This window comes from Microbacterium natoriense, assembly GCF_030816295.1.
Classification (GTDB): domain Bacteria; phylum Actinomycetota; class Actinomycetes; order Actinomycetales; family Microbacteriaceae; genus Microbacterium; species Microbacterium natoriense_A.
This window is the reverse complement of the sequence record NZ_JAUSXV010000001.1, coordinates 2402025-2427562: the sequence shown is the minus strand read 5'-3', so window position 1 is coordinate 2427562 and position 25538 is coordinate 2402025. Positions and strand designations below refer to the sequence as shown.

Sequence of the window (25538 nt, the reverse complement as noted above, 5' to 3'; positions counted from 1 at the left end):
AAGCTCTGCAGCACGCTGTACAGCAGCGGGTACACGACGGTCGCCACTACGAAGATGACCGCGGGCAGCACGAACAGCGAGGGAACGAGGAAGCGACGGAGCCGACCGCGTCCGCGATCGGATCGGACCGATCGCGGACGGGCTTCAGCACGCAGAGGTGCGGCGACGGTCATCGATCAGTTCCCCAGAGCCTCGTCGATCGCTGCCTGGGCATCGGCGGCCGCATCGGTCGGCGATGAGGTTCCACTGATGACGGACTGCAGCGCCTGCTGGACGAGAGACAGCGCCTCATTGGAGCGCGCCGCGAGGTCGCCGTTCGGCGCCCACGCGTGAACCAGCTGGTCGGCGAACGTCGCCCGCACCGGATCGGTCACGGCACCGGGAACGTCGTCTCGTGCGGGCAGCTTGTTACGTGCCGGCAGGTAGCTCTCGAGCACTTCCGGTCGCTGCATCCACTCGATGAGGTCCCACGCAGCATCCGCATCGCCGCTGCCCGCGCCGATCGTGAGGTTCTCTGCCGAGAGGTACGTGGCTTCCGTCTTGTCCGCCGGCAGCGGCGCGACGCTCCAGGAGAGGTCGGGCGCGTTGTCGCGAACGACGTTGATCGCGCTCGCGGAGTTGATCGCCATACCCGCCTCTCCATTGGTGAACGCCGCCATGGCATCGTCTTCGTTCCAGGTGAGGAATCCCTTCGAGAGGGCACCGGACTCCGTCATCCGCTGGACCGATTCGAGCGCCGTGACACCGGCGTCACCACCGAAGTCCGAGAGGTCGCCTCCGGCGGCGAGTGTGCGGAGAAGGATGCCGGTCGCGCCCTCCGCGCCTTCGATACCCGACATCGCCAAGCCGTAAGAGGCCGCCCCCGAGGCCGTGATCTGCGCCGCTGCAGCCTCCATCTCCTCCCAGGTTTCGGGAACCTCCACGCCGGCCTCCGCGAGGATCTCCTCGTTGTAGTAGAGCGCGTAGACATCTGCCAGGTGCGGGATGGCGAAGGTGGCGCCGTCGACCTGGCCGGACTCCCATCCGGTCGCGTAGTACGCGTCCTGTTGACCCCACGCGTCGACGTAGGAGCTGAGGTCCTCGATGATCCCTGCATCCGCCATCTGCGCCGTGTCGAAGGCGTTGATGAGAGCGATGTCGGGCAGCTCCCCGGCAGCAGCGGCCTGCTGCAGCGTGCGATTGAAGTCGTCGTAAGGGATGAATCGAGCTTCGACCTCGATCCCTGTCTCTTCGGTGTAGGCACTGAGCACGGCGTTCAGTGCCTCGCCATGCGGGTCACCGTAGTAGTGCCAGAAGGTGATGACACCATCGCCAGCGGATGCGGTGCTGTCGGCGCCACCGCCACCGAGACTGCCGCAGGCGGCGAGCGATGCTGTCGCCGTCAGGGCCATCACAGTCACGGCCACTCGACGGAAAATACGTACACGGGTCATTGCGGTCCTCCAGGTGGGTTGCTTCATCGGAACTCGGGACCGCATCAGTAGATCAGATATCTGATATCTCGTCAAGCGGGCACCCATAGCCCCTGAATCACGCCCTTGACCCCACGCAGAACCCTCGAATACGGTAGTCATCAGATATCTGATCTATGCATGAAAGGCTGCCCTGTGAACATCGCCGTCGTCGCCCATCTCGATGAACGAGGCCTCTCATGCTGCCGCGACGGGCTCACTGACGACATCGTCCGTTGGCGGAGCGATGGCACGGGCTCACCGGAGTGGCACGATTCCTACCGCGATTGCGAGATCGTCTTCGGAACCGTTCCCGCCTCATGGCTCCCGCGCCTCACCGCACTGCGATGGCTGCAGCTGGAATCGACCGGCTATGAGTACTACCAGGACAGTGCGCTCGATCTCGACCGACGTGGAATCGTCGTCACCAACCTCCGCGGGCAGTTCGCAGAGCCAGCCACAGAGACCGCCCTGGCCGGCGCGCTGGGCCTGATGCGTGGGCTCGACATCCTCTCCCCCGCCCAACGTGAGCGACGGTGGCAGAGCCTCGAGGTGCGACCCGGCACGACGCTGCTCGCGCGCAGTCGCGCGCTCGTCCTCGGAGCAGGGGCGATCGGCGGGCACGTGCGCCAGGTGCTCGAGGCGTTCGGCACCCGAGTGCAGAGCTTCGCACGCAGCTCACCGCTGGCCGAGCTGCACGACCTGACGGCCCTCGACGCCGCTCTCCCTGACGCCGACCTGATCATCAGCTGCCTGCCGAGCACGTCGAGCACTCGGCTGCTTTTCGATCAGGAGCGACTCTCGCGGCTGTCGCGCACGGCCATTCTGGTGAACATCGGTCGTGGCGATCTGATCGACGAGGAGGCCCTCGCCGCTGCACTCGAGGCCGGCGACATCGGCGGGTGCGTACTCGATGTGACGAAACAAGAGCCTCTCCCCTCGACGAGTCGGCTCTGGACCGCGCCCGGCGTCGTTCTGACCCAGCACACGGGTGGAGGACACCGCGATGAGCTCGTCGACAAAGCCAAGTACTTCCTGGCGAACCTCGAGCGATGGAGGACCGGTTCCGCTCTCATCGGCCAGGTCGACTGGAGCCAGGGGATCTGACCCCTCGCTAACATCCACACGCACCGGACCACCGAACAACGACGAGGCACAGATGGCCACCATCCGAAGAGTCCGACCGATCCTGCTGAGCGCACCCTACGGCGACCCGGAGACGAGCATGGAGAACATCCTGCATCTCCCCAGCGGGCTGCGCACCGCGGGGTTCGTCGAGATCACGCTGAGCGACGGGACCATCGGCATCGGCGAGGGGTATCTCGCCGTGTTCGCGCCAGAGGTGTTCCGCAGCATCGTGGATCTCCTCGGTCCCGTCCTCATCGGCGCAGAGGCAGACGACATCGGGACCCGCTTCCGCGACCTCGTGACCACCACGGGTTATTGGAGCCTTCAAGGGGCGGCGAGACATGTCGTCAGCGCGATCGAGATCGCACTGCAGGATTGCGCGGCCCGTTCAGCGGGCCTGCCGCTCTGGCGATACCTAGGAGGCTCGGACGATCACCCTCTCCGCGCGTATGCGAGCGGCGGAGACTCACGAAACCCGCACGCCATGCTCGCCGAGATCGAACAGGTCTCGGACCTCGGGATCGACGTGTTCAAGATCCGCGCCCGCGCCGACCAGACAGAGAAGGCGCGGTGGACTCAGGCTGCCGCCGCCCGCAGAGGGATCGACATCGCCATCGACATGACCCAGAACCTCATGGTCCCTTCACAGACCGTTGAGGACGTGCTCCAATTCGCTCAGCAGCTCATCACCGATGGCGGGACGCGCCCCGCTTTCCTCGAGGAGGTGCTGGGCCCAGATCAGATCCACCACCTGCCGGATCTCAGATCACGCACCGACATCCCGATCGCCGGAGGCGAGATCGTCACCACGGAAGCAGAACTCTGCGACCGGCTGCGGAAGGGAAGTTACGACATCGTCCAGCCCGATGCCACCGTGATCGGGGGCATCCGCCCCGTACTCGACGTCTTCGACACCGCACGGGAGTCGAACACCGACGTGTATGTGCACTGCTGGGGCGCCGGAGTAGGAGTGCTCGCCAACTACCACGCGGCGTCCGCAAGAGGGGGCCAGGTGGTCGAATGGCCGCTACCGCAGTTCGCACTGCGATCCGAACTGCTCCGCGGTTGTGCCGTGATCACGGCAGGCCATATCACCCTGGGCGAGAAGCCCGGATTGGGCGTGGAGATCACCCCGGCGCTCGAACGCGAGTTCCCGTTCCGGGAGGATGCCGTCTACCGCAGCCTCGTGCCCCCGTCGCCGGCGCACAGCGCATGGCTGTAGATGCAGAAGTGACGTTGGAAAGGGACGAGAGCGTCCGGGGCCGGAGTTGAACGCTCTTCAGGGTGCGGCGAGCAGTGCTTCTACGACAAGGTCGGCGGAAATCACCGCGAAGTAGTGACCTCCCGCGGGGATCTCCTGCAGACTCGCAGAGGGAAGACGGGAGACCGCCCATCGCGCGACTCCGATGGGTACGTTGCCATCTGCGGCGCCGTGCAGAAGTCGCACCGGTTGCCGGATCGATTCGAGACCCTCCGGCAATGGGCGATGGTAGCGTCTGAGATCGTCGATACCGGCCCGCGCACCTTGCGCGGTGCTGGCGGCGGCATCGGCGGCCATGAGCATCTTCGTCCGGGGATCCGCCATGACGACGCGATCAGCCGCCGGCCACGCCGCGAGGTTCGCCTCGCGGGTGTTCCGGAACGGGCCGCGGCCCTCCAGCATTGCGGTGGCGAGCGCCGGAAGCCACCGGCTCACACGGTAGAGGACCGAGATGATGGGGATGCGTCCGATAAGTACAGACCGCGGGGCGCCGGGGATCATTCCACATACGATAACCAGTCGAGACACCCTGGTCTGCGCCGACGAGGCGAGAGCGAGTGCGTATCCGGCACCGCCCGAGAACCCGAGCACCGTGACTGCCTTCAGGCCGAGCGCGTCGAGGAGCGCCACAGCATCAGCATCCCAGGTGTGGAATCCGTTCGGCGGATTCGGCGACGTACCGCCGAATCCGGGGCGATCAGGCGCGATCAGGCGGACACCCGCAGCGCGGGCCGCTTCATCCAGAGGCAGCAGCTGGTAACGCGAACCCGGAGAACCATGCGCGGCGAGCACAGGGACACCGCGCGGATCGCCGAACTCGCACCAGGTGATCTCACGACCGTCGGCCACAGCGAGAGTGCGGGTTTCAGGAAGATCCACCGTCTCCACGGCCTCGTCGGGAATCATGCCTCGACCGCGCGCTCGAGCCCTGCAAGCAGAATCTGCAGACCGGTCTCAAAACGGCGGTCGTAGTCGTGGTGCTCAGCGAAGACTGAGGCGTCGCGGCGGGATGCTGAGATCTGCAGCAGTTCGATCTCACCCCGCCCGAGCCTGATCGCCACGTGTCCCGTGACGAAGTCGTGCACAGCGGCGTAACCGTAGGCCGCTTGTTCAGATGTCAGACCCGCCGAAGCGAGGGCGTCGACGACTCTGTGAGCAACATCGTCGGCGCCGGGGGCGTCGAGCGCCGCCATCCGGTGCGCCTCGAGTACGAGCGGATGCCGCAGCAGCAGATCACGCAGGCTGTAGGCGAACATCGTTACGACACCACGCCATCCCTCAGGCCACGAGACGCGCGCGACAGCCTCCTCGACGAGAGTCGCGATGAGTGCATGGCGCAGGGCGTCGATCCCGCCGCTGGCTCGATGAACCGCCATGGGCGAGACGCCGAGACGCTCGCTGAGCGCACGGAACGTCACGGCGTCGAGCCCGCTGTCATCCGCGAGATCCGCCGCCTCGGCAAGTAGCCGGTCGATATCCACCGAGGGTTTCCGGCCGGCTCTTGCGCGAATCGGGAGTTGCGATACCATTCCCCGAGAATACCGTTACGCGTAACGAATTACCACCACGGATTGGATCCTTGGGAATGCCCGCTCCGCACGACCTCACCGCACTCGAGCTTCGCTCCGCATACGAGAGGCGGGAACTCGGCGTCGTCGAAGTCATCAGCGCCGCCCTCGACAGGGCACGGCTCGACGATCTCGGCGCATTCACGACCCTCAATCCCGAACAGGCCCTCGACCAGGCATCCGCGGCTCAACTGCGTATCGACACGAACACCGCCGGCCCGCTCACGGGGGTGCCGACATCAATCAAAGACCTCGAACCGACCCGCGGCATCCGCACAACGTTGGGATCCGCCGTGTTCGCAGACTGGATCCCGGACTTCGACGACATCATCGTGACGACCATGCGCGAGGCGGGCCTCGTCTCGCTCGGAAAGACCACCGTGCCCGAGCTTGGCGCCGCGTGCTACACCGAGCCCGCAGTCGCCGCACCGAGTCGCAGCCCCTACGCCCCCGAACGTTCGGCCGCGGGTTCGAGCGGCGGAGCAGCCGTCGCCGTGAGCGCTCGGCTTGTACCCGTGAGCCAGGGAAGCGACACAGCAGGCTCGCTGCGCTCCCCGGCGAGCGCCTGCGGCGTCGTCGGATTCAAACCCAGCAGGGGGCTGCTCACCGGCGGGTTGACCGGCGCCGACGGCATCGGCCTGTCCAGCAAGGGCCCGCTCGCGCGCACTGTGCGCGACACCGCAGCCCTGCTCGATGCCATGGCGACGGCTGCTCCGGTCGGTACCGTGCATCCCGCACGCCGCGGCGGCTTCCTGACGGCGTGCGACGAAGAGGTGCCGGTGCTTCGCGTGGTCATCACGGACGGCTCGATCTCCGGTGGTCCTGTCGACTCCCGAATCGAAGATGCCTGCTCCGCCGCCGGTGCCGCCCTCGAACGGCTCGGACACCGCGTCGAACGACGACATCAGAGCGTCGACCCGGACCTCGTCAGGGGCTTCACACAGATCTTCAGCGCCCTCGCCGCAGCCAAGCCTGTACCCGACGGCGCCGAGCCACGGCTGCGGCCGATCGTGCGCCACCTCAGGGAGCGCGCTCGCTCGACAGAATCCGGCGAGCTCGCAGCCGCCATCCTCACGGTGCAGTCCCGCGCCGGAGCCTGGGCCGAGCAGTTCCGCGACGCCGACATCGTGATCGCCCCTACGATCACACGCCTGCCGGCGATGATCGGAGAGCTCCGCAACGACGCCGACCCCGCCGCGGAGCTCGAGGCGATGACGCGCTTCACGGGGAACACGATCATCGCGAACGCCACCGGGTTCCCTGCGGTGAGCCTCCCCCTGGGCTGGACGGAAGACGGCATCCCGCTCGGGGTCATGCTCACCGCGCGTTGGGGCCGAGACGACCTGCTTCTCGCCGTGTCCGCCCTCCTCGAGCGCGCACTGCCGTGGAGTACCCGCGAACCCTGCGCGATCTGACTCGCGCCACGACAAGGAGCACCGAATGGCAGTACAGATCTCCCCCGCGCCCGCGAACGCCAGCGGCCGACGCACCGCAGCCGCGGCCGGTGTCGCCCTCGTCGTCATCGCAGGTGCCGCACTCGAGAGCTTCCTTCTCCCGGCGCTCCCACATATCCAGCACGAGTTCGGGGTGGATGCTGCGACGGGGGCGCTCGCGCAGGTGGCACCGACCCTGACGACGGTCATCGTCACGCCCCTCGCCGGAAGATTCGCCGACGTCTACGGCGCAAAGCGCACCCTCGCTGCGTTGCTCGTGATCGTCACTGCGGGTGGGCTCACCAGCGCCTTCGCCCCGATCTTTTCGATACTCGTGCTCGGGCAGGTGCTGCAGGGATTCGCGCTCGGCGTCCTCCCCGTTGCCTTCGTGGTCGTACGCGGACTCTTCACCGCAGGTGCGATCGCGACGGCATCCGGCGGCCTCGTGGCCCTCACCGTCGGCGGCGCCGGTCTCGGCGTCCTGATCGCCGGCCCCCTCATCGAGAACACCTCCCGCGCCGTGCTCTTCGGAATTCCTACCGCAGTGGTCATCATCGGCGGGATGATCTTCTTCGTCTCCCGGGCGCGCCTCGCCCTCCGCGCGCAGGACGGCCCCACCCGCATCGACTGGGCCGGTGCCTGTGCACTCTCGCTCACGCTCATCGTCACAGTGGTGTGGCTCGCGAGCACGTCCTCCTCTGGCTGGCTCGCACCGGGCTCACTCCTCCTGCTCGCCGTAGCCGTCGCCCTCACCATCGCATGGGTGCTCATCGAACGCCGTGTCGCACAGCCCATGATCGCCGTCGCTACGCTGAGATCGCGGGCGGTCGGCGGTGCAGCGGCCATGGGCGTCGGGATCGGCGCAGCCTACGCCTCGCTCGTCTATCTCCTGCCGCAGCAGATCTCTCAGCCCGCTGACGGCTATGGCCTCGGTGCGAGCGCGACACAGACCGGATTCTTCCTCACCGTCGCGTTCGCGGCCGGATTCGTCGCTTCACCCATCGCAGGCAGAATCGCAGTCCGTCTCGGCACGCGCGTGGTCGGTGCGGGGGCGATGCTCGTTCTTGCAACAGGCACCTTCGTCGCGACACTCTCGACAGAGCCTGCGGCGATCATCGCCGCACTCGCGTTCGCCGGAATCGGCGCCGGCTCGGCATCAACCGTAGCCTTCTCTTCGGCCACGTCGGGCGCGGTCGAGCATGAGGTGGGCGTCTCCACCGCCCTTGTGACGATCGCACGCGCGATCGGCGGGGCGTTTGCGACACAGGTCGTGGCGTCCATCATCTCGACGAGTGCCACGGCCGCAGGTGGGGTTCCGGATCTTTCGGCTTTTCGCATCGGACTCCTCATAGCGATGGGCGTCGCGATCGTCGGCGCGGTACTCGCGCTCCTGCTCCCGAAGGGCAGTGGCCGCTCCCTGGCACCGGAGCCTTCGTGATCCACGCAAGAATCCAGCACGTCCCAGCACCGGCTGAGAACTCGACACCACCGCTGCGCATCACGAAAGGGGCGACCCGTCTCTCGGCGGGCACGCCGTTCGACATCGGCTTGCCAGACCCGCAGATCGCGCACGCGGAGTGCTCCGGGGCCCCGCGGGTCAGGCGTCAGAACGTCGGTCGAGCGACGTGCGGATCACGCCAGAAGGTCTGCACCCGCGCACCGCCTGCGAGTTCCACGACATCGCGGGGGCGGTACCCGAGTCTTTCGTATCGTGCATCGTTCGCCGGGTTCGACGACTCCAGATAGGTAGGGATCCCCGCCTCGTCGTACTGGGCGAGTGCCGTCCTGAGCAACGCCATGCCGTGCCCGCCGCCACGGGCCTCGGGAGCTACGCCGAGCAATGTCAGGTAGGCGTGCGGTTCGCTGGGCCGGGCATCAGCGAACCGGACACCGGCCTGCTCCAAAGCGGCAGCCGCCTCCGCATCCAGCAGTTCGCCGACCAGGGCCTCGTATGCAGGATGGGCCTCGTCGGAAACCTCGTCTGCGCCCGGCGGATACCACACGGAGACGGCACGAAGTGCGCCGCGGCCGCCCGACGTCAGCGAGTCGCTCTCACCACCGTGAGCACCCTCGAGTACTCGCGACTCGGTGAAACGCAGGGCTTCCCTAACCATGAACCGCCAATACGCACCAGCCACCTGCGGACGCGTCGCGAGATCCGGAAACGCGGGGCCCCAGACCGGATCTTCCAAGAAGGCCGCCGCGAGAATTCGTGTCATCTCGTCGAGGTCGACGAGAGTTGCGGGCCGTACCCCCTGCGGGACATGTGCGGTTCTCAAATGGTCCTCATCTCACGTCTTGGTTCATCTGGCCGGATGCACCTACCCAGGGGACGTCTCCGAGGAACCTGCGACGCGCGCTGCGTGCACCTCGATACCATCCAGGATGAGCTCGAGCGCGGTCTCGAACTGCTCTTCGTCGTCGACATCGGCCAGGAACTGGGCGACGGCGGCCAGATGCGGATAGTCACGCGGTGACGCCAGCAGATACTCGCGCCGAAGCGCTTCGCGGTCGCCATCGCGCGCCGACTCGTCGAGCGTCAGCATCGCGGCCTCGTAGGAGCCGGCGGCCAACGCCAGGTCGGTGATCGTGCGATAGATCAACGCCGCCTTCCTGCCACGGAGCCCCACCTGCGACAGGGCCGCTATGACGATGTCCGCCCCGCGGAACTCGTCCGGACTCCGCGACACCCGCATGGCGGCGAGGACGGCGACAGAAGGATGCCGGATACAGGTCTGCCGCACCTGACGAGCCAGTTGAGACAGCGTCGCACGCCACCCGCTCCCCGGCTCGAACTCCGACAGCGCCTCCGACATCAGCCTCTCTGCGAGGCCGAGGATGATCTGATCCTTGCCTCGGAAATGACGTAGGACAGCCGTGTGATCGGTGCCGAGTTCCGCGCCGAGGCGGCGGAGAGTCAGGGCGTTGGCCCCTCCCTGTTCGACGATCAGCATCGCGGCGTCGATGATGACCGCTTTGGTGAGCGGGTGCCCGCTGCGCGGACCTCGCGGGCGCTGTTCCTGCATGATCAGACCCTATCCTGGGGCTGTTGTCGAACCGCTCTCCTGGAGAGCGTCGACGACTGCGCTGAGGGCGGCGACGGTCTCGCGATCTCGGTCCGGGTCGTCGGGATGGTTCCATGCGCTGGTCTTCACGATGACGGTCTCTCGATCCGGATCGACCCAGAGGTACTGTCCGTGCACGCCGAGCCCTGTGAACGCCCTGTGCGGTCCGCCCAAGGTCCACCATTGATTCGAATACCCGTAGTGCGGGTATCCGCTCGGTCCGAGAGCCCCGACCTGAAGGCTCGGTGCGCCGGCGCCGCGGCTGCGGAGCACCCAGGCTTCGGGCACCACCTGATCCGCACCGACCCGCCCGCCATCGGCCATGACCATGCCTATTCTGGCGAGATCTCTCGCGGTGGAGTTCAACGACCCTCCCCCCAGAGCGGTCCTCGGTCGACCGCGGGTGAGAAAGTAGTACCCCTCGTGCTCCGCGCCCATCGGCGACCACAGTCGAGCTGAGGCATTCTGCGCCAAAGTTCGTCCTGTCGCCGCCTCGAGGACCCAGCCGAGGACATGACTGTCGATGGTCGAGTAGTTGAACCGCTGACCCGGCGCAGACATGATCGGCAGCGAGCGGATGACATCCAGCACGGAACCACCCGTCGTGACCGCCCTCTCGAAACGGTGGATCGGAGCATCCGCGACGCTCCAGTCCTCGAGACCTCCCACGCCGCTGGTCATGTTCAGCAGATCGCCGATGCTCGGGCCGTCGTACCCGGAGCCCCGCAGCTGCGGACAGTAATCCACGATCGGGTCATCGATCGAGCCGATCTCCCCTTGTTCAAGGGCGATGCCGATGAGTAGCGAGGTGACGGATTTCGTGAGGGAGAACGCCTGGAATCGAACACCGGGGGCCGCGAACCATCCCGGATACTCCTCCGCCACCACACGACCGCGATGCACGACGACGAACGACGTGGTGTTCGTGCGGCGATGCAGCTCAGCCAGTGAGTAGCGCCGCCCGTCGAAGCAGTACCGCACGTCCGGCAACTTTCCGCGACGCAGAAGAGCGCGTGAGGACTCCGGCCGGAGCACGCGTTCGCTCGGCATCAGCTTGTCCATGTGGGTGAACGTCCACTCGTTGACGGGGCGATTCGAGGCAAGCTCGCCATGGTGTCGCCACAGCCATGTCCCTCCGGTCAGCACCGCACCGAGCGCTCCGCCCAGAATCAGCATCCGCTTCATCGGCACACCTCCATCTTCTTCTCCGCTTCCACTATAGTCACCACTGGTGACACCGTTGGTGTATCGCTGAGACTGTCACCTCTGGACGCCAGAGCACCCGAAGGGAAGACACATGATCAGATCGTTGATGGGCGCGGAACAGGCCATCTCGCCACCAGGTTGCGACGAGTGATCCGCGCGACTCGGGACCGCCAGGGGCTCACAGCGTCATCGCTGCTTGCGCTCGCCACAGGCATGACGCTCGGCAACGTCGGCGGAAATCTGATGCCTTTGCTGTTGGACGGTTTCATGAAGCGCTTCGACCTCTCAGCGACGACAGCAGGCATGATCGCCGCCGTGCAATTGCTGATGACTGCAGCAGTGGCGTTGACATTCTCCGCGCGCGCTGCAGGCCTCGGACGGGTACGCCTCAGCCAGATCGGACTCGCCGTCGCTGCCATCGGGTTCACCTGCGCCTGGATCGCACCGTCGACCGAGATCCTCTTCGGGGCCAACGCCGTCATCGGCGCTGGTCTGGGCGCGACTTTCGCCGCAGCGTCAGCCGCGCTCAGCTCCACTCCGAACAGCGATCGCGCAACGACCCTCACGTTGCTCTCCAGCACCATCGCCATCGCTGCCCTGATACTGGCGATTCCGCTCGCGAACAGACTCCTCGGTGACGCTGGTGGCTTTGCACTTCTGGCCGGTTGCTGCGCACTCGGCTTGGTGCTCGTGCGCGGACTGCCCCGAACGACCATGGCCCATCGTGCGGGCGATGGCCCTCCGCTGAGTTGGGTGTTCGTCGCGGCCGTCGCACTGTTCGGAATGAGCGAGCAAGGGATCTGGTCGTATGCGGACGTGCTTGGCCGCACCGGCGCAGGGCTCGACGCCTCGTCAGCAGCCGCGGTCCTCGGCGTCGCGGCCATCGCTGCCCTCGCCGGCGTGCCGTTGGGCGTCCTTCTTCGTCGCGTTGTCGGGACACGTGCCGCGCTCGCATGCGTCCTTGCGCTCGGCGTTGCCGCAAAAGTCGCCGTCGTAACCACCGGCTCCCCCGGCGTCTTCGCCGTCGCGTGCGTCGTCTGGCAGGTCGGCTATCTTGCAACACTCGTACTCGTGCTCGCCGCGGCGGCCCAGTTCGATCGAAGCGGAAGGTGGGTTGCAGCTTCGGCCGGGGCCCTTGCACTCGGAACGGGAATCGGGCCGGCAGCCGTCGGGTTGACACTCGACCACCTCGGCCCGACGGGTCTCGCGACAGGCGTCGTCATCGCGATATCGCTCGCGGCAATTCGACTCCTGCAATTGCCGCTGAGCCCGAACGGTGCCGTGACGGAGAGCCTGGACTCGGATGCGCCTTCCGCCTGAGTCCCACAGGTCTTCGTAGACGCAGAAAAGCCCCGATGACTGGCGAGAGTCATCGGGGCTGATCCGTGCACCCCCAGGGACTTGAACCCTGAACCCACTGATTAAGAGTCAGTTGCTCTGCCGATTGAGCTAGAGGTGCGTGGCCTGGGAAGCATCCCCGGCCGAGGAATTACATTACCAGCGGTTGGGCCGCATGTGAAATCGAGGCCGGGCGCTGCTCCTCCCGCGCGTGTCGCAGCATGTCGGCGGCGCAGACCGCAGTCAGATCGGACGACTATCCTTGGTGCCGTGACCGCCTCCCTCCGCGCCGACGATCTCTCCTCCGACCTCGCTCTCGCCCTTCGGCTCGCCGATGCGGCCGACGAGCAGTCCCTGGCCCGCTTCGACAGCGCCGATCTGCAGATCTCGACGAAGGCCGACAACTCGCACGTCACCGACGCCGACCTTGCGACCGAGCGTGCAATCAGAGGACTCATCGAAGCCGAGCGCCCCGAGGACGGCATCTTCGGCGAGGAGTTCGGGGCCCAGGGCGGCACCCAGCGCCAGTGGATCATCGATCCGATCGACGGCACCGCCAACTATCTGCGGGGCATCCCGCTGTGGGGCACGATGATCGCCCTCGCCATCGACGGGGTCCCCCAGGTCGGCGTCGTCAGCATGCCTGCGCTCGGACGCCGCTGGTGGGCGTCGACGGGCGGCGGCGCATGGACGACGACGGATGCCGGGGCGCGTCGCCTCAGCACGTCCTCCGTCAGCTCCCTCGACGATGCGAGCGTGAGCTTCCAGAGCATTGCGCAGTGGTCGCGCTCCGGCCATCTCGACCAGCTGCTCACGCTTGCTGACCGGGTCTGGCGCGACCGTGCCTACGGCGACGTGTACTCGTACATGATGCTCGCCGAGGGACGTGTGGACATGGTCGCCGAGTTCGACGTCAAAGAGTACGACATCGCCGCGGCCGTGCCGATCGTCCGAGAAGCAGGCGGCCGGATGACGTCTTTCGAGGGCGCTGAGACGATCTCGGACCGCTCGACACTCGCAAGCAACGGCATCCTCCACGACGCCTTCCTCGCCCTCCTGCACGACTGACCAGACCTCAAGGCACGAGATGAACCCCCGCATCCCCGCCGCAGCCCTCTCGGCGCTGCTCCTCGCCGTCGTCCTCACGGCGTGCTCCGGCGCGCCCCCGTCCGAGCCGAAGCCGACGAGACCCGCTGCCGAGACGACGCCGGAGCCCACGGTTCAGCCGGTCGAGACCGAGGCCCCTGATGCGACTGACGGCAAGCCCGCCTGCGACACGATCATCACCGAGGGCACTGTGGAGGCGCTGACTGCCATCGGCTGGACGCCGAAGCGCCAGGACTTCGTGATCGGCGACATCGCGCTGCCCGACGGCATGCTGTGCTTCTGGGCCGACTACACGATCGCGACCGATCACGGACAGCTCTACGGCTGGGCGGAGATATCGTCCGACGACGCGGCCGCAGCCCAGGCATCGCTGCTCGAGAGCGGGTGGCTCCGCGAGAACGGCCCCGAGGGCAGCTACTTCACGGAGGACCCGCAGTTCTCCCTGGGTACGGATGACGAGGGCTACGGAATGACGTACCTGTTCGGCGACGGCTGGGTGAAGCTGTCCGACACCAAGCAGGGCCTCATCCTCATCGATTGGGCCGGTTGACTCCTCGATATCGGCCAGCGGCGCGCAGCAGAGGACTGACGATAGGCTTCCTGCCAGCGCATGGACGCGTGACGGCAACCGTGGGGAGAACGCGAGCATGACGACGGACGAGCCACGACAGGACCCTCTGCAGCAGCGAGTGCCCCTGGCTCCGCCTGTCTTCGCTCCTCCCCTCGCGCCCGCCCAGCCGGCAGTGCCGCTGCCCACCCAGACCGCACCCCCGGCACTGCCTTCCCGCCCCGCGTCGCCGGGGAAGCGGAACATCGCGGTCATCGTGCTCGCGATCGCATGCTCCGCGCTGCTGCTGTCGACGATCGGCTTGGGCGTCTCGACAGCATTGCTGATGCAGGGTGGTTCGGCGTCGACGCCTCATCCGACCCCCGATCCCACGTCGACCTCGCAGGGAACTTCCGCGGGATCCACGACCACAGAGGTCCAGGACTACCCCGTGACGGTCGCCTCCGACCTTCGAGTGGATCATTTCGCACTCGCATCCGATTCGAGCATCTCCACGCTGTACGCGCTCGTGACGAACACGAGCAGCAACCAGGTCGCGCGCTCCTCTTTCGACATCACCGCGTACGACGCTGACGGTCGCATCATCTACCGGACGCTGGATCTGTTCTACCTGCTGCCTGATCAGACCACGGTCTTGGACGCCAGCTTCCTCACCGTCCTCGACGAGCTCGACCACTTCGTGGTCGAGCAGCTGGACATAGAGTGGATCGACCCGCCCCTCAGCGGGGGTGCGACGATCGTCGAAGCCCGCACCGGAGATGGCCACGCCGAAGCCGATCTCGCCTCGACGCTGTCGGCAGCCGCCGAGTACACGGAGGTCTACCTGGCGGTCTTCGTCGACGACGAGCTGATCGGGATCTGCTCGGATCTGACCGACTTCCCAGCCAACGGCGGCACCCTCACGGTCTCGTGCGGCCTCGACCCGGCATACGACAATACCGAGGTCGACGTCGAGGACCTCCCGTCGAATGCGAAGCTCGACGTCCTCCTCAAGATCGACTACACGTTCGGCGAGTGACACGCGAAGAGCCCCTGCCGGTCATCGACCTGCAGGGGCTCTTCACTCGCGACAGCGACCTGTATCGTGGCGTGCTTCGCTCGCCACTTCTACAAAACTCAATCGCCTGGGTTCGAGAGCAAGCTCTCGAACCTCGGCTCAATCGTTTGTGGAGCTGGGGGGAATCGAACCCCCGTCCAACGCTGAGTCTCCACGCCTTCTCCGGGCGCAGTCTGTGCAGACGTTCTGCTCGGCTCCGACCTTTGTCACAGACACCTAAGTCGACAAGCCCAGCCTGGGAAGAGTCCCGCGTGACGTCCAGACGCCGTCACACAGCAAGATTCCTAAATGACGCCAGGATCCGTATCGGAATCACATACGGCCTGACGGACTATCGGGCTCGCTTAGGCAGCGAGGGCGAAGTCAGTGCGCTTGGTTTCGGCACTTATTGTTTTGCAGGGAGCGTTCACGAGATAACCCTGCATCCTCGGCCCGCTTCTCGTGGATTCACAGGCGCTGTCGAAACCGATCAGCCCCGTGGTCCTTCTCTCGAAGGAGCCGCTGTCGCACTGTGTAATTACCAGATCGGATGCTGTGCACCCGAGCCTCACAGCTTACAACGATTCGAGTGGCTCCGCCATTCCCCCAGGCAGGCGTAGAGTCGCGGGCATGAGCGATGTGATCATCACCGTCCGCGGCGAACACGAGGCACGAGTGGCTCCGGAGCGAGCCAGCGTCCGCATCAGCGTGCGCACCGAAGGTCCCGAACGCACTGCAGTCGTCGACAGCGCCCTGCGCCTCGCAGAGCCGCTGCGCACGAGCATCGCCGCCCGCAAGGATGCGGGTGCCGTCCTCGAGTGGAGCAGCAGGAACTTCTCGGTGCGGGCAGAGCGCCCGTGGAATGCCGAGGGCAAACGACTCGCTCCGGTCTACTACGCGAACGTGGACTTCACGGCCACGTTCGTCGAGGCATCCGAGTTGTCGATCTGGATCTCGGAGATCTCATCCTGGGAGGGCATCGAAGTGGGCTGGGTCAACTGGCATCTCACACCCGAGACGACTGCCCGGATCGAACGCGAAGTGGCCGCGGCAGCGGTCGGCGTGGCCGTCACGAGGGCGCACGCCTACGCGGGAGCCCTCGGCATGAACGATGTGACGCCGCTCGAGATCGCCGACACCGGCCTCATCTCCTCAGGCCAGCCGGGGCCGTCGCCGATGACGAAGGCCCGTGGCATGGCCTTCGCCGCCGATTCCGCGCCCGCGATGGAGTACGAGCCCGAAGACATCGTGATCTCCGCAACCGTCGAAGCCCGCTTCGCCGCTCACTGAGCGTCGTCGGATGATGCGCGCCGACGACTGCTAGCTTCAGACCATGCCTCAGCCGACGACGACCGGAATGCCCCTCCGCGACTACCGCATCCACCGGTACGTCAACGCGTTCTGCCCCGAATGCCACGCCGAGGATCCCGATCGCCCGCTGTCGGAAGTGAAGCGTCTGTCCGGATGGCTGGCCGACCGCGACGGGACGATCTGGCTCGAGCGCGGATGTCGGGAGCACGGTCTGCAGCGGACGCTCTACGACGAGTCCGCCGAGATACTCCGCTATCTGGAGCAGTGGACGGCGCCGACCAAGGCGCACACTCCCGACGTCGTCGGCAACTTCGCGCCCGTTCCGGAGGCGTACCTCGACGGCCTTCCGGAGATGCAGACCCAGCACACCTGCATCCTGCTCGCCGACATCACCGACCACTGCAACCTGCGCTGTCCCACGTGCTTCGCCGAGTCCAGTCCGGCCGCGAGCGCCGTGGCGCCGCTCGAACAGGTGCTCGCGTCGGTGGATGCCAAGCTCGCGCGGGAGAACGACCGCATCGACGTGTTGATGCTGTCGGGCGGCGAGCCGACGCTCTACCCCTGGCTCGAACAGTTGCTCGAGCACCTGGTCGCCCGGCCGATCGTGAGGATCCTGATCAACTCGAACGGGTTGCGGATCGCCAACGACGATGAGTTCCTCGCCGTACTCACGCGGCACCGCGAACGCGTCGAGATCTATCTGCAGTACGACGGAGAAGAAGCCGAGACCTCGAAGTTCCACCGCGGTGCCGACATCCGGCGGTTCAAGGAGCGCGCCCTCGAGAGGCTGTCAGGTGCCGGCATCTTCACGACCCTGACGATGACCGCCGCCCTCGGCGTCAACGACCATGAGATCGGCACCGTCGTCCGTCGCGCGATGGTGACACCCTATGTCGGAGGCGTCACCATCCAGCCCGTCTTCGGGTCAGGGCGCTCGAGCGGAATCGACGTGACGGATCGGCTGACCCACACCGGCGTCCTCGCGCGCCTGGGGCCGCAGACCGACGGCGAAGTCACCTGGCAGGACCTCACGGCGCTCCCCTGCAGCCACCCGCACTGCTGCTCGGTCGGCTATCTGCTCCGCGACGACTCCGACAGCTGGCGGTCCCTCACGGCGCTGGTCGGCCACGAGCAGCTCAAGCAGTTCCTCGACCTGAACCCCGACCTCATCGCGAACCGGATCGCGGACAGCAACGTCAACCAAGCCCTCAAGGACAGCGTGAAGCAGTCGCTGCTCGACCTGCTGAGCGAGCAGTCGTCGCTGTCGCACCCGTCGATCGGGTCGCTGTGGAAGGACATCTGCACCGGGTGCGATCTCGGCATCGGCACACTCACAAAGCTCGCCACGGCGGCCCTCCCCGGACAGCACAAGCGGCTGCGTCGTTTCCTCGGCGAACGGGTGAAGCGCATCACCGTCAAGCCGTTCATGGACATCAACACCATGATCGAGGAACGTCTGCTGCAGTGCTGTGTGCACGTCGCCACCGTCAACGGCGAGACCGACGAGCATCAGTGCGCTCCGTTCTGCGCCGTGCAGGCGTGGAAGCCCCTGTCCGATCAGAAGCTATCGACCGCCACGGGCCGCACCTCACTGCCCCTCGTCGGTTCAGCGGCGACATCATGACCACGTGGCCGTTGAACCAGCGCGATCCGAGCGTCGGTGATCCCCCGAACGCGCGCGACCCGCTGCGGCTGTGCGTCAACGCCACCGTCGCACTGATCACATGCGTCCTCGGTCCGGTCGCGCTGCTGGGCTTCTCCGGTATCGCGATCGTCGCGTACGCACAGGCCCGGCGAGCTGGCCTCCTGCGCTCGCGCTGCAAACTCGGCGACACGCGCAACGTGCTCGCCTACCTCATCGTGCTCGCTGTGCTCTCGGCGGCGGCGATCCCGTTCTGGGTGATGCTCTGGATGCGGATGCTGGGATAGCCGATGTTCCCCACCCTGACCGACCTGTTCGGATTCGGCCCGCCGATCGAGACCCACGGGTTCTTCGTCGGAATCGGGCTGCTCGCGGGCGGTCTCGTGTTCTGGGTCGAAGCGCGTCGACGCGGCGCGAACGATCCGCGGATCCCGTACCTCGTGCTGGGCGCTCTCATCGGAGCGGCGATCTTCTCGCGACTGGGCACCTGGGCGCAGCATCTGGATCCGTCGCAGAACCTCAGTCTGGGCGAGCAGCTGGTGTCGGGCAACGCCTCGATCCTGTCGGCTCTGGTCGGCGCGTGGGCGGGCGTGCACGTCACCAAGCGGATCGTCGGATACCGGGATCGCAGCGGCGATCTCTTCGCGCCCGCTGTGGCTCTCGCCATGGCCATCGGCCGATTCGGATGCCTGTTCACCGAGGACCCGGGCACGCCCACGGGTGGCGACTGGGGCATCGTCCTGACGCCCGCTCAGGCGACCCGGCTGGGTGCACCGGCGGGTGTCGGCCTGCATCCGAGCTTCGTGTACGAGATCGTCTTCCACGCCGCGGCGTTCATCGTGCTGTGGTTCTGGCTGCGGCATCTCGGACTCCGCAGCGGAGAGACGCTCACCCTCTACATCGCTGCGTATGCGGTCTTCCGCTTCCTCGTCGAGTTCGTGCGCGGCAACGACGTCGCCTGGCTCGTCTTCACGCGCCCGCAGCTGTTCCTGCTCGCGACTCTCCCGCTGCTCGCCATCCGCCTCGTATGGTTGTGGCGGAAGGGCGCGTTCATCCCCGCCGACCGGAGGACACAGAATGAGCATCAACCCGCCTGACGGCAGTCCCGAAGAACAGGATGCCGTGGTGCCGCCCGAACCGGTCGTGCCGCCGCAGCCCGCCGTGCCACCGTCGACCGGTGTTCCACCCGTGCAGCCGGCTCCGGCAGCCGCTCCGCCGTACCCGGCCCAGCCGCCGTACCCGGCCCAACTGCCGTACTCCGGTCAGCCTCCCTACTCCGGTCAGCCGCTGCACTCCGGTCAACCGCAGTTCTACGGACAAGTCCCTCAGGTGCCGTACGGCATGCCACCCGGCCCGCCGTACGGGCAGAAGAGAGGCCTCGGCAACGGCGCCAAGATCGGCATCGGGAGCGGGATCGGATGCCTGTCCTACGTCGTCGCGTTCTTCCTCTTCCTGGGCACGATGTCGGTGCTGAGTCAGGCCGGCCCCGCAGCATACTTCGTGATCTTCGGGCTGCCCGTGCTCGTCGGCGTCGGGCTGCTCTTCTCTCCCAGAACCCGCGGATTCGGCGTCGGCATCCTGATCGTGGCAGCGGCGGGCTGGCTCGTCGTACTCGGACCCTGCAGCACGCTGCTGTTCGCGTAGAGCGCCCTGCCCGGCGGTTCAGCCCCGGTCAGTCCGTCGCCGAGAACTCCGCGAGCTCTGCGGCGAGCCGTTCCGAGACGCGCGCGTGCACGGCGGTGCCCGCCTCACGGTGCTCGACTGACAGCAGCATCCCGGTTTCGTGGATGGCTGCGACGAGATCACCGCGCTCGTAGGGGATCACCGCGTTCACCTCGATCGCGGGCGTCGGCAGCGCGGCTTCGATGGCTTCCCGCAACTCGTCGATGCCCTCGCCGGAGCGGGACGACACGAAGTGCGCCTTGGGTTCGAGTCCCCTCAGGACCAGGCGCTCGTCGTCGGCGATGAGGTCGGCCTTGTTGAAGACGACGATCTCCGGCATGTCGCGTACGCCCACGTCACCCATCACGTCACGCACGGTCTGCAGCTGGCCGGCCGGATCGGGGTGCGATCCGTCGACGACATGCAGCACGACGTCGGCGTCGCCGACCTCTTCGAGGGTCGAGCGGAAGGCCTCGACGAGCTGATGCGGAAGGTTGCGCACGAAACCGACCGTGTCGGTCAGCGTGTACACACGACCGTCACTGGTCTCTGAGCGGCGCACTGTGGCATCGAGAGTCGCGAAGAGGGCGTTCTCGACGAGCACGCCTGCGCTCGTGAGCGCGTTGAGCAGGCTCGACTTACCCGCGTTCGTGTACCCGGCGATCGCCACCGAAGGGATCGTGTTGCGCTTGCGCTCAGCGCGCTTCGCCTCACGGCCGGGCGCGAAGTCTCGGATCTGCTTGCGCAGGAGCGCCATCTTCGTGCGGATGCGTCGACGATCGAGCTCGATCTTGGTCTCACCGGGACCACGTGAGCCCATGCCGGCACCGCCGGCTCCGACCTGGCCACCGGCCTGGCGGCTCATCGACTCTCCCCAGCCGCGCAGGCGCGGCAGCAGGTACTCGAGCTGCGCGAGCTCGACCTGGGCCTTGCCCTCACGGCTCTTCGCATGCTGGCTGAAGATGTCGAGGATGACGGTGGTGCGATCGATCACCTTCACCTTGACGACGTCTTCCAGCGCGCGGCGCTGGCTGGGTGCGAGCTCGGTATCGGCGATCACGGTGTCGGCGCCGGTGGCAGCGACGATGTCCTTGAGCTCCTGCGCCTTGCCTCGCCCGATGTAGGTCGCCGCGTCCGGATGCGGGCGTCGCTGAAGCACGCCGTCGAGCACGACGGCGCCCGCCGTCTCGGCGAGGGCGGCGAGCTCACGCAAGGAGTTCTCAGCATCCTCCTGAGCGCCCTGCGGATACACGCCCACGAGGACGACGTTCTCCAGCCGCAGCTGCCGGTACTCGACTTCGGTGACGTCTTCGAGCTCGGTCGACAGTCCCTGCACGCGACGTAGCGCGTGCCGGTCGGCGAGGTCCCACTGGTCGCCGTCTCCCGAGCCGTATCCTGCGGTGGCGGCATCCTGCAGCGCCTGTGCTGCCCCGAAGACGCGCGCTTCCGTGCGCTTGTCCGCGTTCGCGAGAACGCGTTCGACTGCTTCGTCGTCGGTCGAGTGGTTGGTGGTGTCCGTCATCCGGTCCTTGTCTCTGGCTTTTGCGCGGAGTCTTAACCTTACCCGCGCTGTCCGGTACGCTCACGGTATGGGGTCCGACCACTACTTCACTGCGGCCCCGGCAAGCCCCGAGAACCTGCGTACGATCCGTGTGTCGCTCGCAGGCCGTGAGCTCGACGTCACCACCGCTGGCGGCGTCTTCAGCCCGGATCGGTTGGATGCCGGCACTGCAGTGCTTCTCGCCAACATGCCACCTGTTCCTCCCGGCGGCAATCTCCTCGACCTCGGAAGCGGATGGGGTCCGATCACGCTGTCGATGGCCTTGGCGGCGCCGCACGCGACCGTATGGGCTGTCGATGTCAATGAGCGCGCCCTCGATCTGGTGCGCCGCAACGCGGCATCTCTCGGGCTCACCAATGTCAACGCTTCACTCCCCGAAGATGTTCCCGCTGACGTCACGTTCCGGACCATCCGCTCCAATCCACCGATCCGTGTGGGCAAGAACGAGCTCCACGGACTCCTGGAGCGCTGGATCCCTCGTCTCGACGAGCGCAGCGACGCGTGGCTCGTCGTGCAGCGCAATCTCGGCGCGGATTCGCTGCAGCGCTGGATCGCGGCGACCTTCCACCCCGGCTACAGCGTGTTCCGCACGACGACCGGCAAGGGCTACCGAGTGCTGAAGGTCCGTCGTCACGGCACACCTCCGACCGAACCGATCATCATCGGTTGAGCAATGCGAGCGCGCGGCTCATCCCGCGGCTGCCATACCGAGCAGAGCGGGCAACTCCGCCATGTCGCTGAACACCTCGGTGTCCTCCCCCGCCAGCCATTCCGCCGGAGTCAATCCGCCTGCGTATCCGTAGGACCGCATTCCCGCGGCCCGGGCGGCTTGCACACCGAACCGGCTGTCCTCGACCACGGCGCATCGAGACGGTGCGACGCCCATTCGAGCAGCGGCGTGCAGGAACAGGTCGGGTGCGGGTTTGCCCTCGAAGACGTCGTCGGCGCTGAAGATGCGGCCATCGAATCGTGAGAGCAGTCCGGTCAACCCGAGTGAGCGCCGGATCTTCTCGTGAGGTCCACTCGAGGCGACGCACGTAGGCACGGAGATCGCATCGAGAGCGCTCTCGACACCGTCCACCGCGTCGAGTTCGCGTTCGAAGGCCTCCACATAGAGAGGCTGAAAGGGCGATTCCCAGTCGTCCGGCAGCGCGCACCCCAGGTGCTCCTCGATCTCCGCCCGGAAGTGGTCGGTCGAACGCCCGACGAACCGGTGGACGATCTCTTCAGGCGTGAGCTTCCAGCCCAGGGTCGCGAGGACCTCACGATCGATCTCGACAGAGAGCCTCTCGCTGTCGACGAGAACACCGTCGCAGTCGAAGATCACCAGTTCGAACGGGGCGGACACCGGATCAGGCCAGTTCGACCTCGCCGTGGAAGACCAGGGTCGCCGGGCCAGACAGCGCGACGTGCTCGCCGTCTTCCGCGGGGAACATGCGCACGCCGAGCGTGCCGCCAGGGACTTCGACGCGCCAGTTGTTCGGCGCCTTCTCCCCCGCCCAGTAGCGAACCGCCAGGGCGGTGGCGGCGACTCCCGTGCCGCAGCTGAGTGTCTCGCCCACGCCGCGCTCCGACACGCGCATCTTCACGTGACCTATGCCGTCTCGCACCAGGGGCTCTCCGGGAACCACACGAACTCGATGTTCGCGCCGGCGGGCAGCGCGGGCTCGAGGTCCGGAGTCCGGTGCAGTTCAAGGGACGCCAGCTCGGCGTCGGACGCCAGTGCCACGACGACATGAGGGTTGCCCAAGTCGATGCCGAGACCGGGTCGGGTCACCGCCAGCCCGCCCGCGGTGACGAGCGGATCGTCGCCCGACAGCTTCCACAGTCCCAGGTCGACCTGATAGCCCGTCTCGCTGCGGGTGACGTCTCGCACGCCCGCACGGGTTCCGATCGGCAGCGTCGAACCCGGTTCGATCGTGGCGAGCCCGGACCTCACGAGATAGTGCGCGAAGACTCGAATGCCGTTGCCGCACATCTCCGCAATCGACCCGTCGGCGTTTCGGTAGTCCATGAACCACTCCGCCGCGGGCTCCTCCGCGAGTGCCGCCGCACCGTCGGCGATCGCCGCGGAGCGGACGACCCTCAGGACGCCGTCGCCGCCGACGCCGAAGTGGCGATCGCAGAGCGCAGCGACCTGCTCGGCGTTCAGATCGAGAGAGCCGTCGGGGTCGGCGATGATGACGAAGTCGTTGCCTGTGCCGTGCCCCTTGGTGAATGCGACCATGAGGCCAGTCTATTCAGGCGCGACTATGCGTCGGCGATGAGTCTCTTCCCCGTGTTCCGAACGGAGAAACGCTCGTACCCGAGACCGTCATAGAACCCGAGAACGCCCTCGTTCCCTTCGCGCACCATCAGCTGCACCTTCGGGCAGCCCATAGCGAGGAGCCGCTTCTCGGCCTCGCGAACGAGAGCACGAGCGACACCGCGGCCGCGGTGCGATTCGGCGGCAGCGAGGTAGTACAGCCAACCGCGGTGGCCGTCGTATCCTGCCATGACGCTGCCGACGATGGCGTCTGTCTCTGTCTCTGTGGCGACGAGAAACAGCTCCGGCTGCACACCGAGCTTCCTCTCGATATCGAGTCGTGGATCGTTCCACGGGCGGGTGAGACCGGCCTCAGTCCAGAGGGCGACAACCGCCTCGATGTCATCGCGTCGAAAGCTCCTCACATGCCAGCTCATGAGTACGAGCCTACGGGCGGCCGTCAGTCTTTCCGCACCCGATAGCGCCCGCAGAGGAAGGCCCGATTGCGCGCCACCTCGATCAGCTCGAGATCGAGTGGCCGCGGCAGCACCGGAGCTCCGGACCCGAGTGTCACGGGAGCGTACTGCAGCCACACCTCATCGAGCAGACCGGCATCCGCGAACTGTCCAGCCAGATCGCCGCCGCCGACGATCCACAGATCCTTGCTGCCGGCCGCCTCCATCATTCGCGCGTGCACCTCACGCACGTCGGCCTGAGTGAAACGGACCTCACCGACGGCGGGATGCTCGAGGTCTCGGTGAGTGAACACCCAGGTCGGCTGCTCGTAGCCCCAGTTCCCCTGCTCGGCCCGCATGACCCACTCGTAGGTCGATGAGCCCATGGCGAGGGCGCCGATGGATTCGACGAACCCCGGATACGCCATCGGACCGTCCATATCGATGTCCTGCTTCAGCAGCCAGTCGAGTGAGTGGTCGCTCGTCGCGATGAAGCCGTCGAGGCTGGTGGCCGTGTAGTAGTGGGTCGTCATAGGTCGATGATGGCACCGGCATCCGACATGGGTGAGCGCCATTCCAACCCGGGGTAGCGCTTGAACCAGGACACCTGTCGACGCGCGTAGCGCCGTGTGAGGGCCTGCGTCTCGGCGATGGCCTCCGCCTGTGAGAGACGGCCGTCGAGCCGGGCGAGCGCCTGCGCGTAGCCGATCGCGCGGCTCGCGGTCGCGCCGCGTTCCAAGCCGACTTCCCGAAGACGTGCGACCTCGTCGGCGAGACCGTCGGCCCACATGCGCTCCACTCGTGCATCGAGTCGCTGCACGAGGTCAGCCCGCTCGACGTGCAGGCCGATCAGATGCGTGGACGGATGCCAGAGCACCGGCGCCGATGGCAGCGAAGCCTGGTGCGTCACACTCCCCTGCTCGAGGACTTCGAGCGCACGCACGATCCTGCGTCCGTTGTGCGGATCGATGCGCTCAGCCGTCGCCGGGTCTGCGGATCGCAGACGCTCGAGGAGGACGCCGGCGCCGCGTTCATCGAGCTCGCGTTCGAGTCGCGCCCGAACAGCGGGGTCGCGCGGAGGGAAGCGGAAGTCGAACACGACGCTCGAGACGTAGAGGCCGGAGCCCCCCACCAGGATGGCGTCTCCCCCGCGCGCGTGGATGTCCGCGATCGCGGCCCGCGCGAGCGGTTGATACCAGGCGACCGCTGCCTCGTCGGTGACGTCACGGACGTCGAGCAGATGGTGCGAGATGCCTCGGCGCTCCTCGAGGGAGAGCTTCGCCGTGCCGATGTCCATGCCGCGGTACAGCTGCATGGCGTCGGCGTTGACGATCTCCGCAGGGTTTCCTCGCTCGTGGAGCCTCTCAGCGAGATCGAGCGCGAGGTCGCTCTTGCCGGTGCCTGTCGCCCCGACGACCGCCCAGAGCCTCTGGGTCATCGAACGTCTCGCTCTGGGGCTCCGGTCTCAGGTCGCGACATTGCCACGGCGATGCCTGCATCA

At 66.8% G+C, this 25538-nt stretch carries 25 protein-coding genes, 1 tRNA gene, 1 other RNA gene and 1 pseudogene; 14 read left to right on the top strand and 14 right to left on the bottom strand.

What is annotated here, in order from left to right:
* Positions 1-176: 176 nt before the first annotated feature.
* Positions 177-1433, bottom strand: a complete 1257-nt coding sequence (locus QFZ53_RS11210; protein ID WP_307296379.1) for an ABC transporter substrate-binding protein — start codon at positions 1431-1433, stop codon at positions 177-179.
* A 174-nt stretch (positions 1434-1607) separates the two neighbouring features.
* Between QFZ53_RS11210 and QFZ53_RS11205 the strand changes: the two genes are divergently transcribed.
* A complete protein-coding gene (locus tag QFZ53_RS11205) occupies positions 1608-2558 on the top strand; it encodes an NAD(P)-dependent oxidoreductase (protein ID WP_307296376.1) in 951 nt (316 codons plus the stop codon).
* A gap of 52 nt (positions 2559-2610) precedes the next feature.
* The gene (locus QFZ53_RS11200) at positions 2611-3801 is read left to right on the top strand and encodes a mandelate racemase/muconate lactonizing enzyme family protein (protein WP_307296374.1); all 1191 of its coding nucleotides are present in this window, start codon (positions 2611-2613) and stop codon (positions 3799-3801) included.
* A 57-nt stretch (positions 3802-3858) separates the two neighbouring features.
* Here QFZ53_RS11200 and QFZ53_RS11195 read toward each other — a convergent pair whose 3' ends face one another.
* Complete coding sequence (locus QFZ53_RS11195) at positions 3859-4746, bottom strand: alpha/beta fold hydrolase (RefSeq protein WP_307296372.1); 888 nt, start codon at positions 4744-4746, stop codon at positions 3859-3861.
* Complete coding sequence (locus QFZ53_RS11190; RefSeq protein WP_307296371.1) at positions 4743-5369, bottom strand: TetR/AcrR family transcriptional regulator; 627 nt, start codon at positions 5367-5369, stop codon at positions 4743-4745. Before QFZ53_RS11190 ends, QFZ53_RS11195 begins: the two co-directional genes overlap by 4 nt.
* 56 nt (positions 5370-5425) lie before the next feature.
* On the opposite strand from QFZ53_RS11190, the gene QFZ53_RS11185 reads away from it, so the two are divergent.
* Both QFZ53_RS11185 and QFZ53_RS11180 read left to right on the top strand, forming a co-directional pair.
* A complete protein-coding gene (locus QFZ53_RS11185) occupies positions 5426-6823 on the top strand; it encodes an amidase (RefSeq protein WP_307296369.1) in 1398 nt (465 codons plus the stop codon).
* Positions 6824-6848: 25 nt separating this feature from the next.
* A complete protein-coding gene (locus QFZ53_RS11180) occupies positions 6849-8279 on the top strand; it encodes an MFS transporter (RefSeq protein ID WP_307296367.1) in 1431 nt (476 codons plus the stop codon).
* Between the two features lie 166 nt (positions 8280-8445).
* Here the strand turns inward: QFZ53_RS11180 and QFZ53_RS11175 are convergent, their stop codons facing one another.
* The 3 genes from QFZ53_RS11175 to QFZ53_RS11165 all read right to left on the bottom strand — a co-directional run bounded on the left by QFZ53_RS11175 (position 8446) and on the right by QFZ53_RS11165 (position 11091).
* Positions 8446-8955, bottom strand: coding sequence for a GNAT family N-acetyltransferase (locus QFZ53_RS11175; protein WP_307296365.1), 510 nt, complete (start codon positions 8953-8955; stop codon positions 8446-8448).
* A gap of 207 nt (positions 8956-9162) precedes the next feature.
* A complete protein-coding gene (locus tag QFZ53_RS11170) occupies positions 9163-9867 on the bottom strand; it encodes a TetR/AcrR family transcriptional regulator (protein ID WP_307296362.1) in 705 nt (234 codons plus the stop codon).
* Positions 9868-9876: 9 nt separating this feature from the next.
* Entirely contained in the window at positions 9877-11091 is a 1215-nt protein-coding gene (locus tag QFZ53_RS11165) for a serine hydrolase domain-containing protein (protein ID WP_307296360.1), read from the bottom strand.
* 168 nt (positions 11092-11259) lie between these two features.
* On the opposite strand from QFZ53_RS11165, the gene QFZ53_RS11160 reads away from it, so the two are divergent.
* A complete protein-coding gene (locus QFZ53_RS11160) occupies positions 11260-12432 on the top strand; it encodes an MFS transporter (protein WP_307296358.1) in 1173 nt (390 codons plus the stop codon).
* 66 nt (positions 12433-12498) lie between these two features.
* Here QFZ53_RS11160 and QFZ53_RS11155 read toward each other — a convergent pair.
* Positions 12499-12571 (bottom strand) — tRNA-Lys (locus tag QFZ53_RS11155).
* 149 nt (positions 12572-12720) lie between these two features.
* Here QFZ53_RS11155 and hisN point away from each other — a divergent pair.
* The 3 genes from hisN (at position 12721) to QFZ53_RS11140 (ending at position 15143) form a co-directional block, all read left to right on the top strand.
* Positions 12721-13518, top strand: coding sequence for a histidinol-phosphatase (gene hisN / locus QFZ53_RS11150; RefSeq protein ID WP_307296355.1), 798 nt, complete (start codon positions 12721-12723; stop codon positions 13516-13518).
* A 19-nt stretch (positions 13519-13537) separates the two neighbouring features.
* Positions 13538-14107, top strand: a complete 570-nt coding sequence (locus QFZ53_RS11145) for a hypothetical protein (RefSeq protein ID WP_292909979.1) — start codon at positions 13538-13540, stop codon at positions 14105-14107.
* A gap of 97 nt (positions 14108-14204) precedes the next feature.
* On the top strand, positions 14205-15143 hold the full coding sequence (locus QFZ53_RS11140) for a hypothetical protein (RefSeq protein WP_307296353.1): 939 nt from the start codon (positions 14205-14207) through the stop codon (positions 15141-15143).
* Between the two features lie 146 nt (positions 15144-15289).
* Here QFZ53_RS11140 and ssrA read toward each other — a convergent pair.
* Positions 15290-15659: a transfer-messenger RNA gene (gene ssrA / locus QFZ53_RS11135) on the bottom strand.
* 132 nt (positions 15660-15791) lie between these two features.
* Here ssrA and QFZ53_RS11130 point away from each other — a divergent pair.
* From QFZ53_RS11130 to QFZ53_RS11110, 5 genes are read left to right on the top strand one after another with little or no spacing between them, the layout of a single operon-like run.
* Positions 15792-16451 carry an SIMPL domain-containing protein gene (locus QFZ53_RS11130; RefSeq protein ID WP_307296351.1) on the top strand — a complete coding sequence of 220 codons (660 nt, stop codon included), beginning with the start codon at positions 15792-15794 and terminating at the stop codon, positions 16449-16451.
* A gap of 43 nt (positions 16452-16494) precedes the next feature.
* The gene (locus tag QFZ53_RS11125; RefSeq protein WP_307296349.1) at positions 16495-18096 is read left to right on the top strand and encodes a radical SAM protein; all 1602 of its coding nucleotides are present in this window, start codon (positions 16495-16497) and stop codon (positions 18094-18096) included.
* Positions 18093-18401 carry a hypothetical protein gene (locus tag QFZ53_RS11120; RefSeq protein WP_292909971.1) on the top strand — a complete coding sequence of 103 codons (309 nt, stop codon included), beginning with the start codon at positions 18093-18095 and terminating at the stop codon, positions 18399-18401. Before QFZ53_RS11125 ends, QFZ53_RS11120 begins: the two co-directional genes overlap by 4 nt.
* A 3-nt stretch (positions 18402-18404) precedes the next feature.
* Entirely contained in the window at positions 18405-19211 is an 807-nt protein-coding gene (locus QFZ53_RS11115) for a prolipoprotein diacylglyceryl transferase (protein WP_292909969.1), read from the top strand.
* Complete coding sequence (locus QFZ53_RS11110) at positions 19192-19758, top strand: hypothetical protein (RefSeq protein ID WP_307296344.1); 567 nt, start codon at positions 19192-19194, stop codon at positions 19756-19758. The genes QFZ53_RS11115 and QFZ53_RS11110 overlap by 20 nt, the downstream gene beginning before the upstream one ends.
* A gap of 28 nt (positions 19759-19786) precedes the next feature.
* Here QFZ53_RS11110 and hflX read toward each other — a convergent pair whose 3' ends face one another.
* Complete coding sequence (hflX, locus tag QFZ53_RS11105) at positions 19787-21298, bottom strand: GTPase HflX (protein ID WP_307296341.1); 1512 nt, start codon at positions 21296-21298, stop codon at positions 19787-19789.
* A gap of 67 nt (positions 21299-21365) precedes the next feature.
* On the opposite strand from hflX, the gene QFZ53_RS11100 reads away from it, so the two are divergent.
* Entirely contained in the window at positions 21366-22007 is a 642-nt protein-coding gene (locus QFZ53_RS11100) for a class I SAM-dependent methyltransferase (RefSeq protein ID WP_292909963.1), read from the top strand.
* Positions 22008-22025: 18 nt separating this feature from the next.
* Here the strand turns inward: QFZ53_RS11100 and QFZ53_RS11095 are convergent, their stop codons facing one another.
* From QFZ53_RS11095 to miaA, 5 genes and pseudogenes are all read right to left on the bottom strand, one after another.
* Positions 22026-22685, bottom strand: a complete 660-nt coding sequence (locus QFZ53_RS11095; protein WP_307296337.1) for an HAD family hydrolase — start codon at positions 22683-22685, stop codon at positions 22026-22028.
* 4 nt (positions 22686-22689) lie between these two features.
* Positions 22690-23564 (bottom strand): annotated as a pseudogene (gene dapF / locus QFZ53_RS11090) (diaminopimelate epimerase).
* Between the two features lie 23 nt (positions 23565-23587).
* Positions 23588-24019 (bottom strand): GNAT family acetyltransferase, encoded by a 432-nt coding sequence (locus QFZ53_RS11085; protein ID WP_307296335.1) that lies wholly within the window; start codon positions 24017-24019, stop codon positions 23588-23590.
* A gap of 23 nt (positions 24020-24042) precedes the next feature.
* Positions 24043-24570, bottom strand: a complete 528-nt coding sequence (locus QFZ53_RS11080; RefSeq protein WP_307296334.1) for a dihydrofolate reductase family protein — start codon at positions 24568-24570, stop codon at positions 24043-24045.
* On the bottom strand, positions 24567-25475 hold the full coding sequence (miaA, locus tag QFZ53_RS11075) for a tRNA (adenosine(37)-N6)-dimethylallyltransferase MiaA (protein ID WP_307296332.1): 909 nt from the start codon (positions 25473-25475) through the stop codon (positions 24567-24569). The genes QFZ53_RS11080 and miaA overlap by 4 nt, the downstream gene beginning before the upstream one ends.
* Positions 25476-25538 lie beyond the last annotated feature (63 nt).

What these genes read in the sequence shown, in the direction of transcription:
- QFZ53_RS11210 (WP_307296379.1), bottom strand. Translation starts at nt 1,433, where the DNA reads ATGACCCGTGTACGTATTTTCCGTCGAGTGGCCGTGACTGTGATGGCC.
- QFZ53_RS11200 (WP_307296374.1), top strand. Translation starts at nt 2,611, where the DNA reads ATGGCCACCATCCGAAGAGTCCGACCGATCCTGCTGAGCGCACCCTAC.
- QFZ53_RS11195 (WP_307296372.1), bottom strand. Translation starts at nt 4,746, where the DNA reads ATGATTCCCGACGAGGCCGTGGAGACGGTGGATCTTCCTGAAACCCGC.
- QFZ53_RS11190 (WP_307296371.1), bottom strand. Translation starts at nt 5,369, where the DNA reads ATGGTATCGCAACTCCCGATTCGCGCAAGAGCCGGCCGGAAACCCTCG.
- QFZ53_RS11185 (WP_307296369.1), top strand. Translation starts at nt 5,426, where the DNA reads ATGCCCGCTCCGCACGACCTCACCGCACTCGAGCTTCGCTCCGCATAC.
- QFZ53_RS11180 (WP_307296367.1), top strand. Translation starts at nt 6,849, where the DNA reads ATGGCAGTACAGATCTCCCCCGCGCCCGCGAACGCCAGCGGCCGACGC.
- QFZ53_RS11175 (WP_307296365.1), bottom strand. Translation starts at nt 8,955, where the DNA reads ATGGTTAGGGAAGCCCTGCGTTTCACCGAGTCGCGAGTACTCGAGGGT.
- QFZ53_RS11170 (WP_307296362.1), bottom strand. Translation starts at nt 9,867, where the DNA reads ATGCAGGAACAGCGCCCGCGAGGTCCGCGCAGCGGGCACCCGCTCACC.
- QFZ53_RS11165 (WP_307296360.1), bottom strand. Translation starts at nt 11,091, where the DNA reads ATGAAGCGGATGCTGATTCTGGGCGGAGCGCTCGGTGCGGTGCTGACC.
- QFZ53_RS11145 (WP_292909979.1), top strand. Translation starts at nt 13,538, where the DNA reads ATGAACCCCCGCATCCCCGCCGCAGCCCTCTCGGCGCTGCTCCTCGCC.
- QFZ53_RS11140 (WP_307296353.1), top strand. Translation starts at nt 14,205, where the DNA reads ATGACGACGGACGAGCCACGACAGGACCCTCTGCAGCAGCGAGTGCCC.
- QFZ53_RS11130 (WP_307296351.1), top strand. Translation starts at nt 15,792, where the DNA reads ATGAGCGATGTGATCATCACCGTCCGCGGCGAACACGAGGCACGAGTG.
- QFZ53_RS11125 (WP_307296349.1), top strand. Translation starts at nt 16,495, where the DNA reads ATGCCTCAGCCGACGACGACCGGAATGCCCCTCCGCGACTACCGCATC.
- QFZ53_RS11120 (WP_292909971.1), top strand. Translation starts at nt 18,093, where the DNA reads ATGACCACGTGGCCGTTGAACCAGCGCGATCCGAGCGTCGGTGATCCC.
- QFZ53_RS11115 (WP_292909969.1), top strand. Translation starts at nt 18,405, where the DNA reads ATGTTCCCCACCCTGACCGACCTGTTCGGATTCGGCCCGCCGATCGAG.
- QFZ53_RS11110 (WP_307296344.1), top strand. Translation starts at nt 19,192, where the DNA reads ATGAGCATCAACCCGCCTGACGGCAGTCCCGAAGAACAGGATGCCGTG.
- hflX (WP_307296341.1), bottom strand. Translation starts at nt 21,298, where the DNA reads ATGACGGACACCACCAACCACTCGACCGACGACGAAGCAGTCGAACGC.
- QFZ53_RS11100 (WP_292909963.1), top strand. Translation starts at nt 21,366, where the DNA reads ATGGGGTCCGACCACTACTTCACTGCGGCCCCGGCAAGCCCCGAGAAC.
- QFZ53_RS11085 (WP_307296335.1), bottom strand. Translation starts at nt 24,019, where the DNA reads ATGAGCTGGCATGTGAGGAGCTTTCGACGCGATGACATCGAGGCGGTT.
- QFZ53_RS11080 (WP_307296334.1), bottom strand. Translation starts at nt 24,570, where the DNA reads ATGACGACCCACTACTACACGGCCACCAGCCTCGACGGCTTCATCGCG.
- miaA (WP_307296332.1), bottom strand. Translation starts at nt 25,475, where the DNA reads ATGACCCAGAGGCTCTGGGCGGTCGTCGGGGCGACAGGCACCGGCAAG.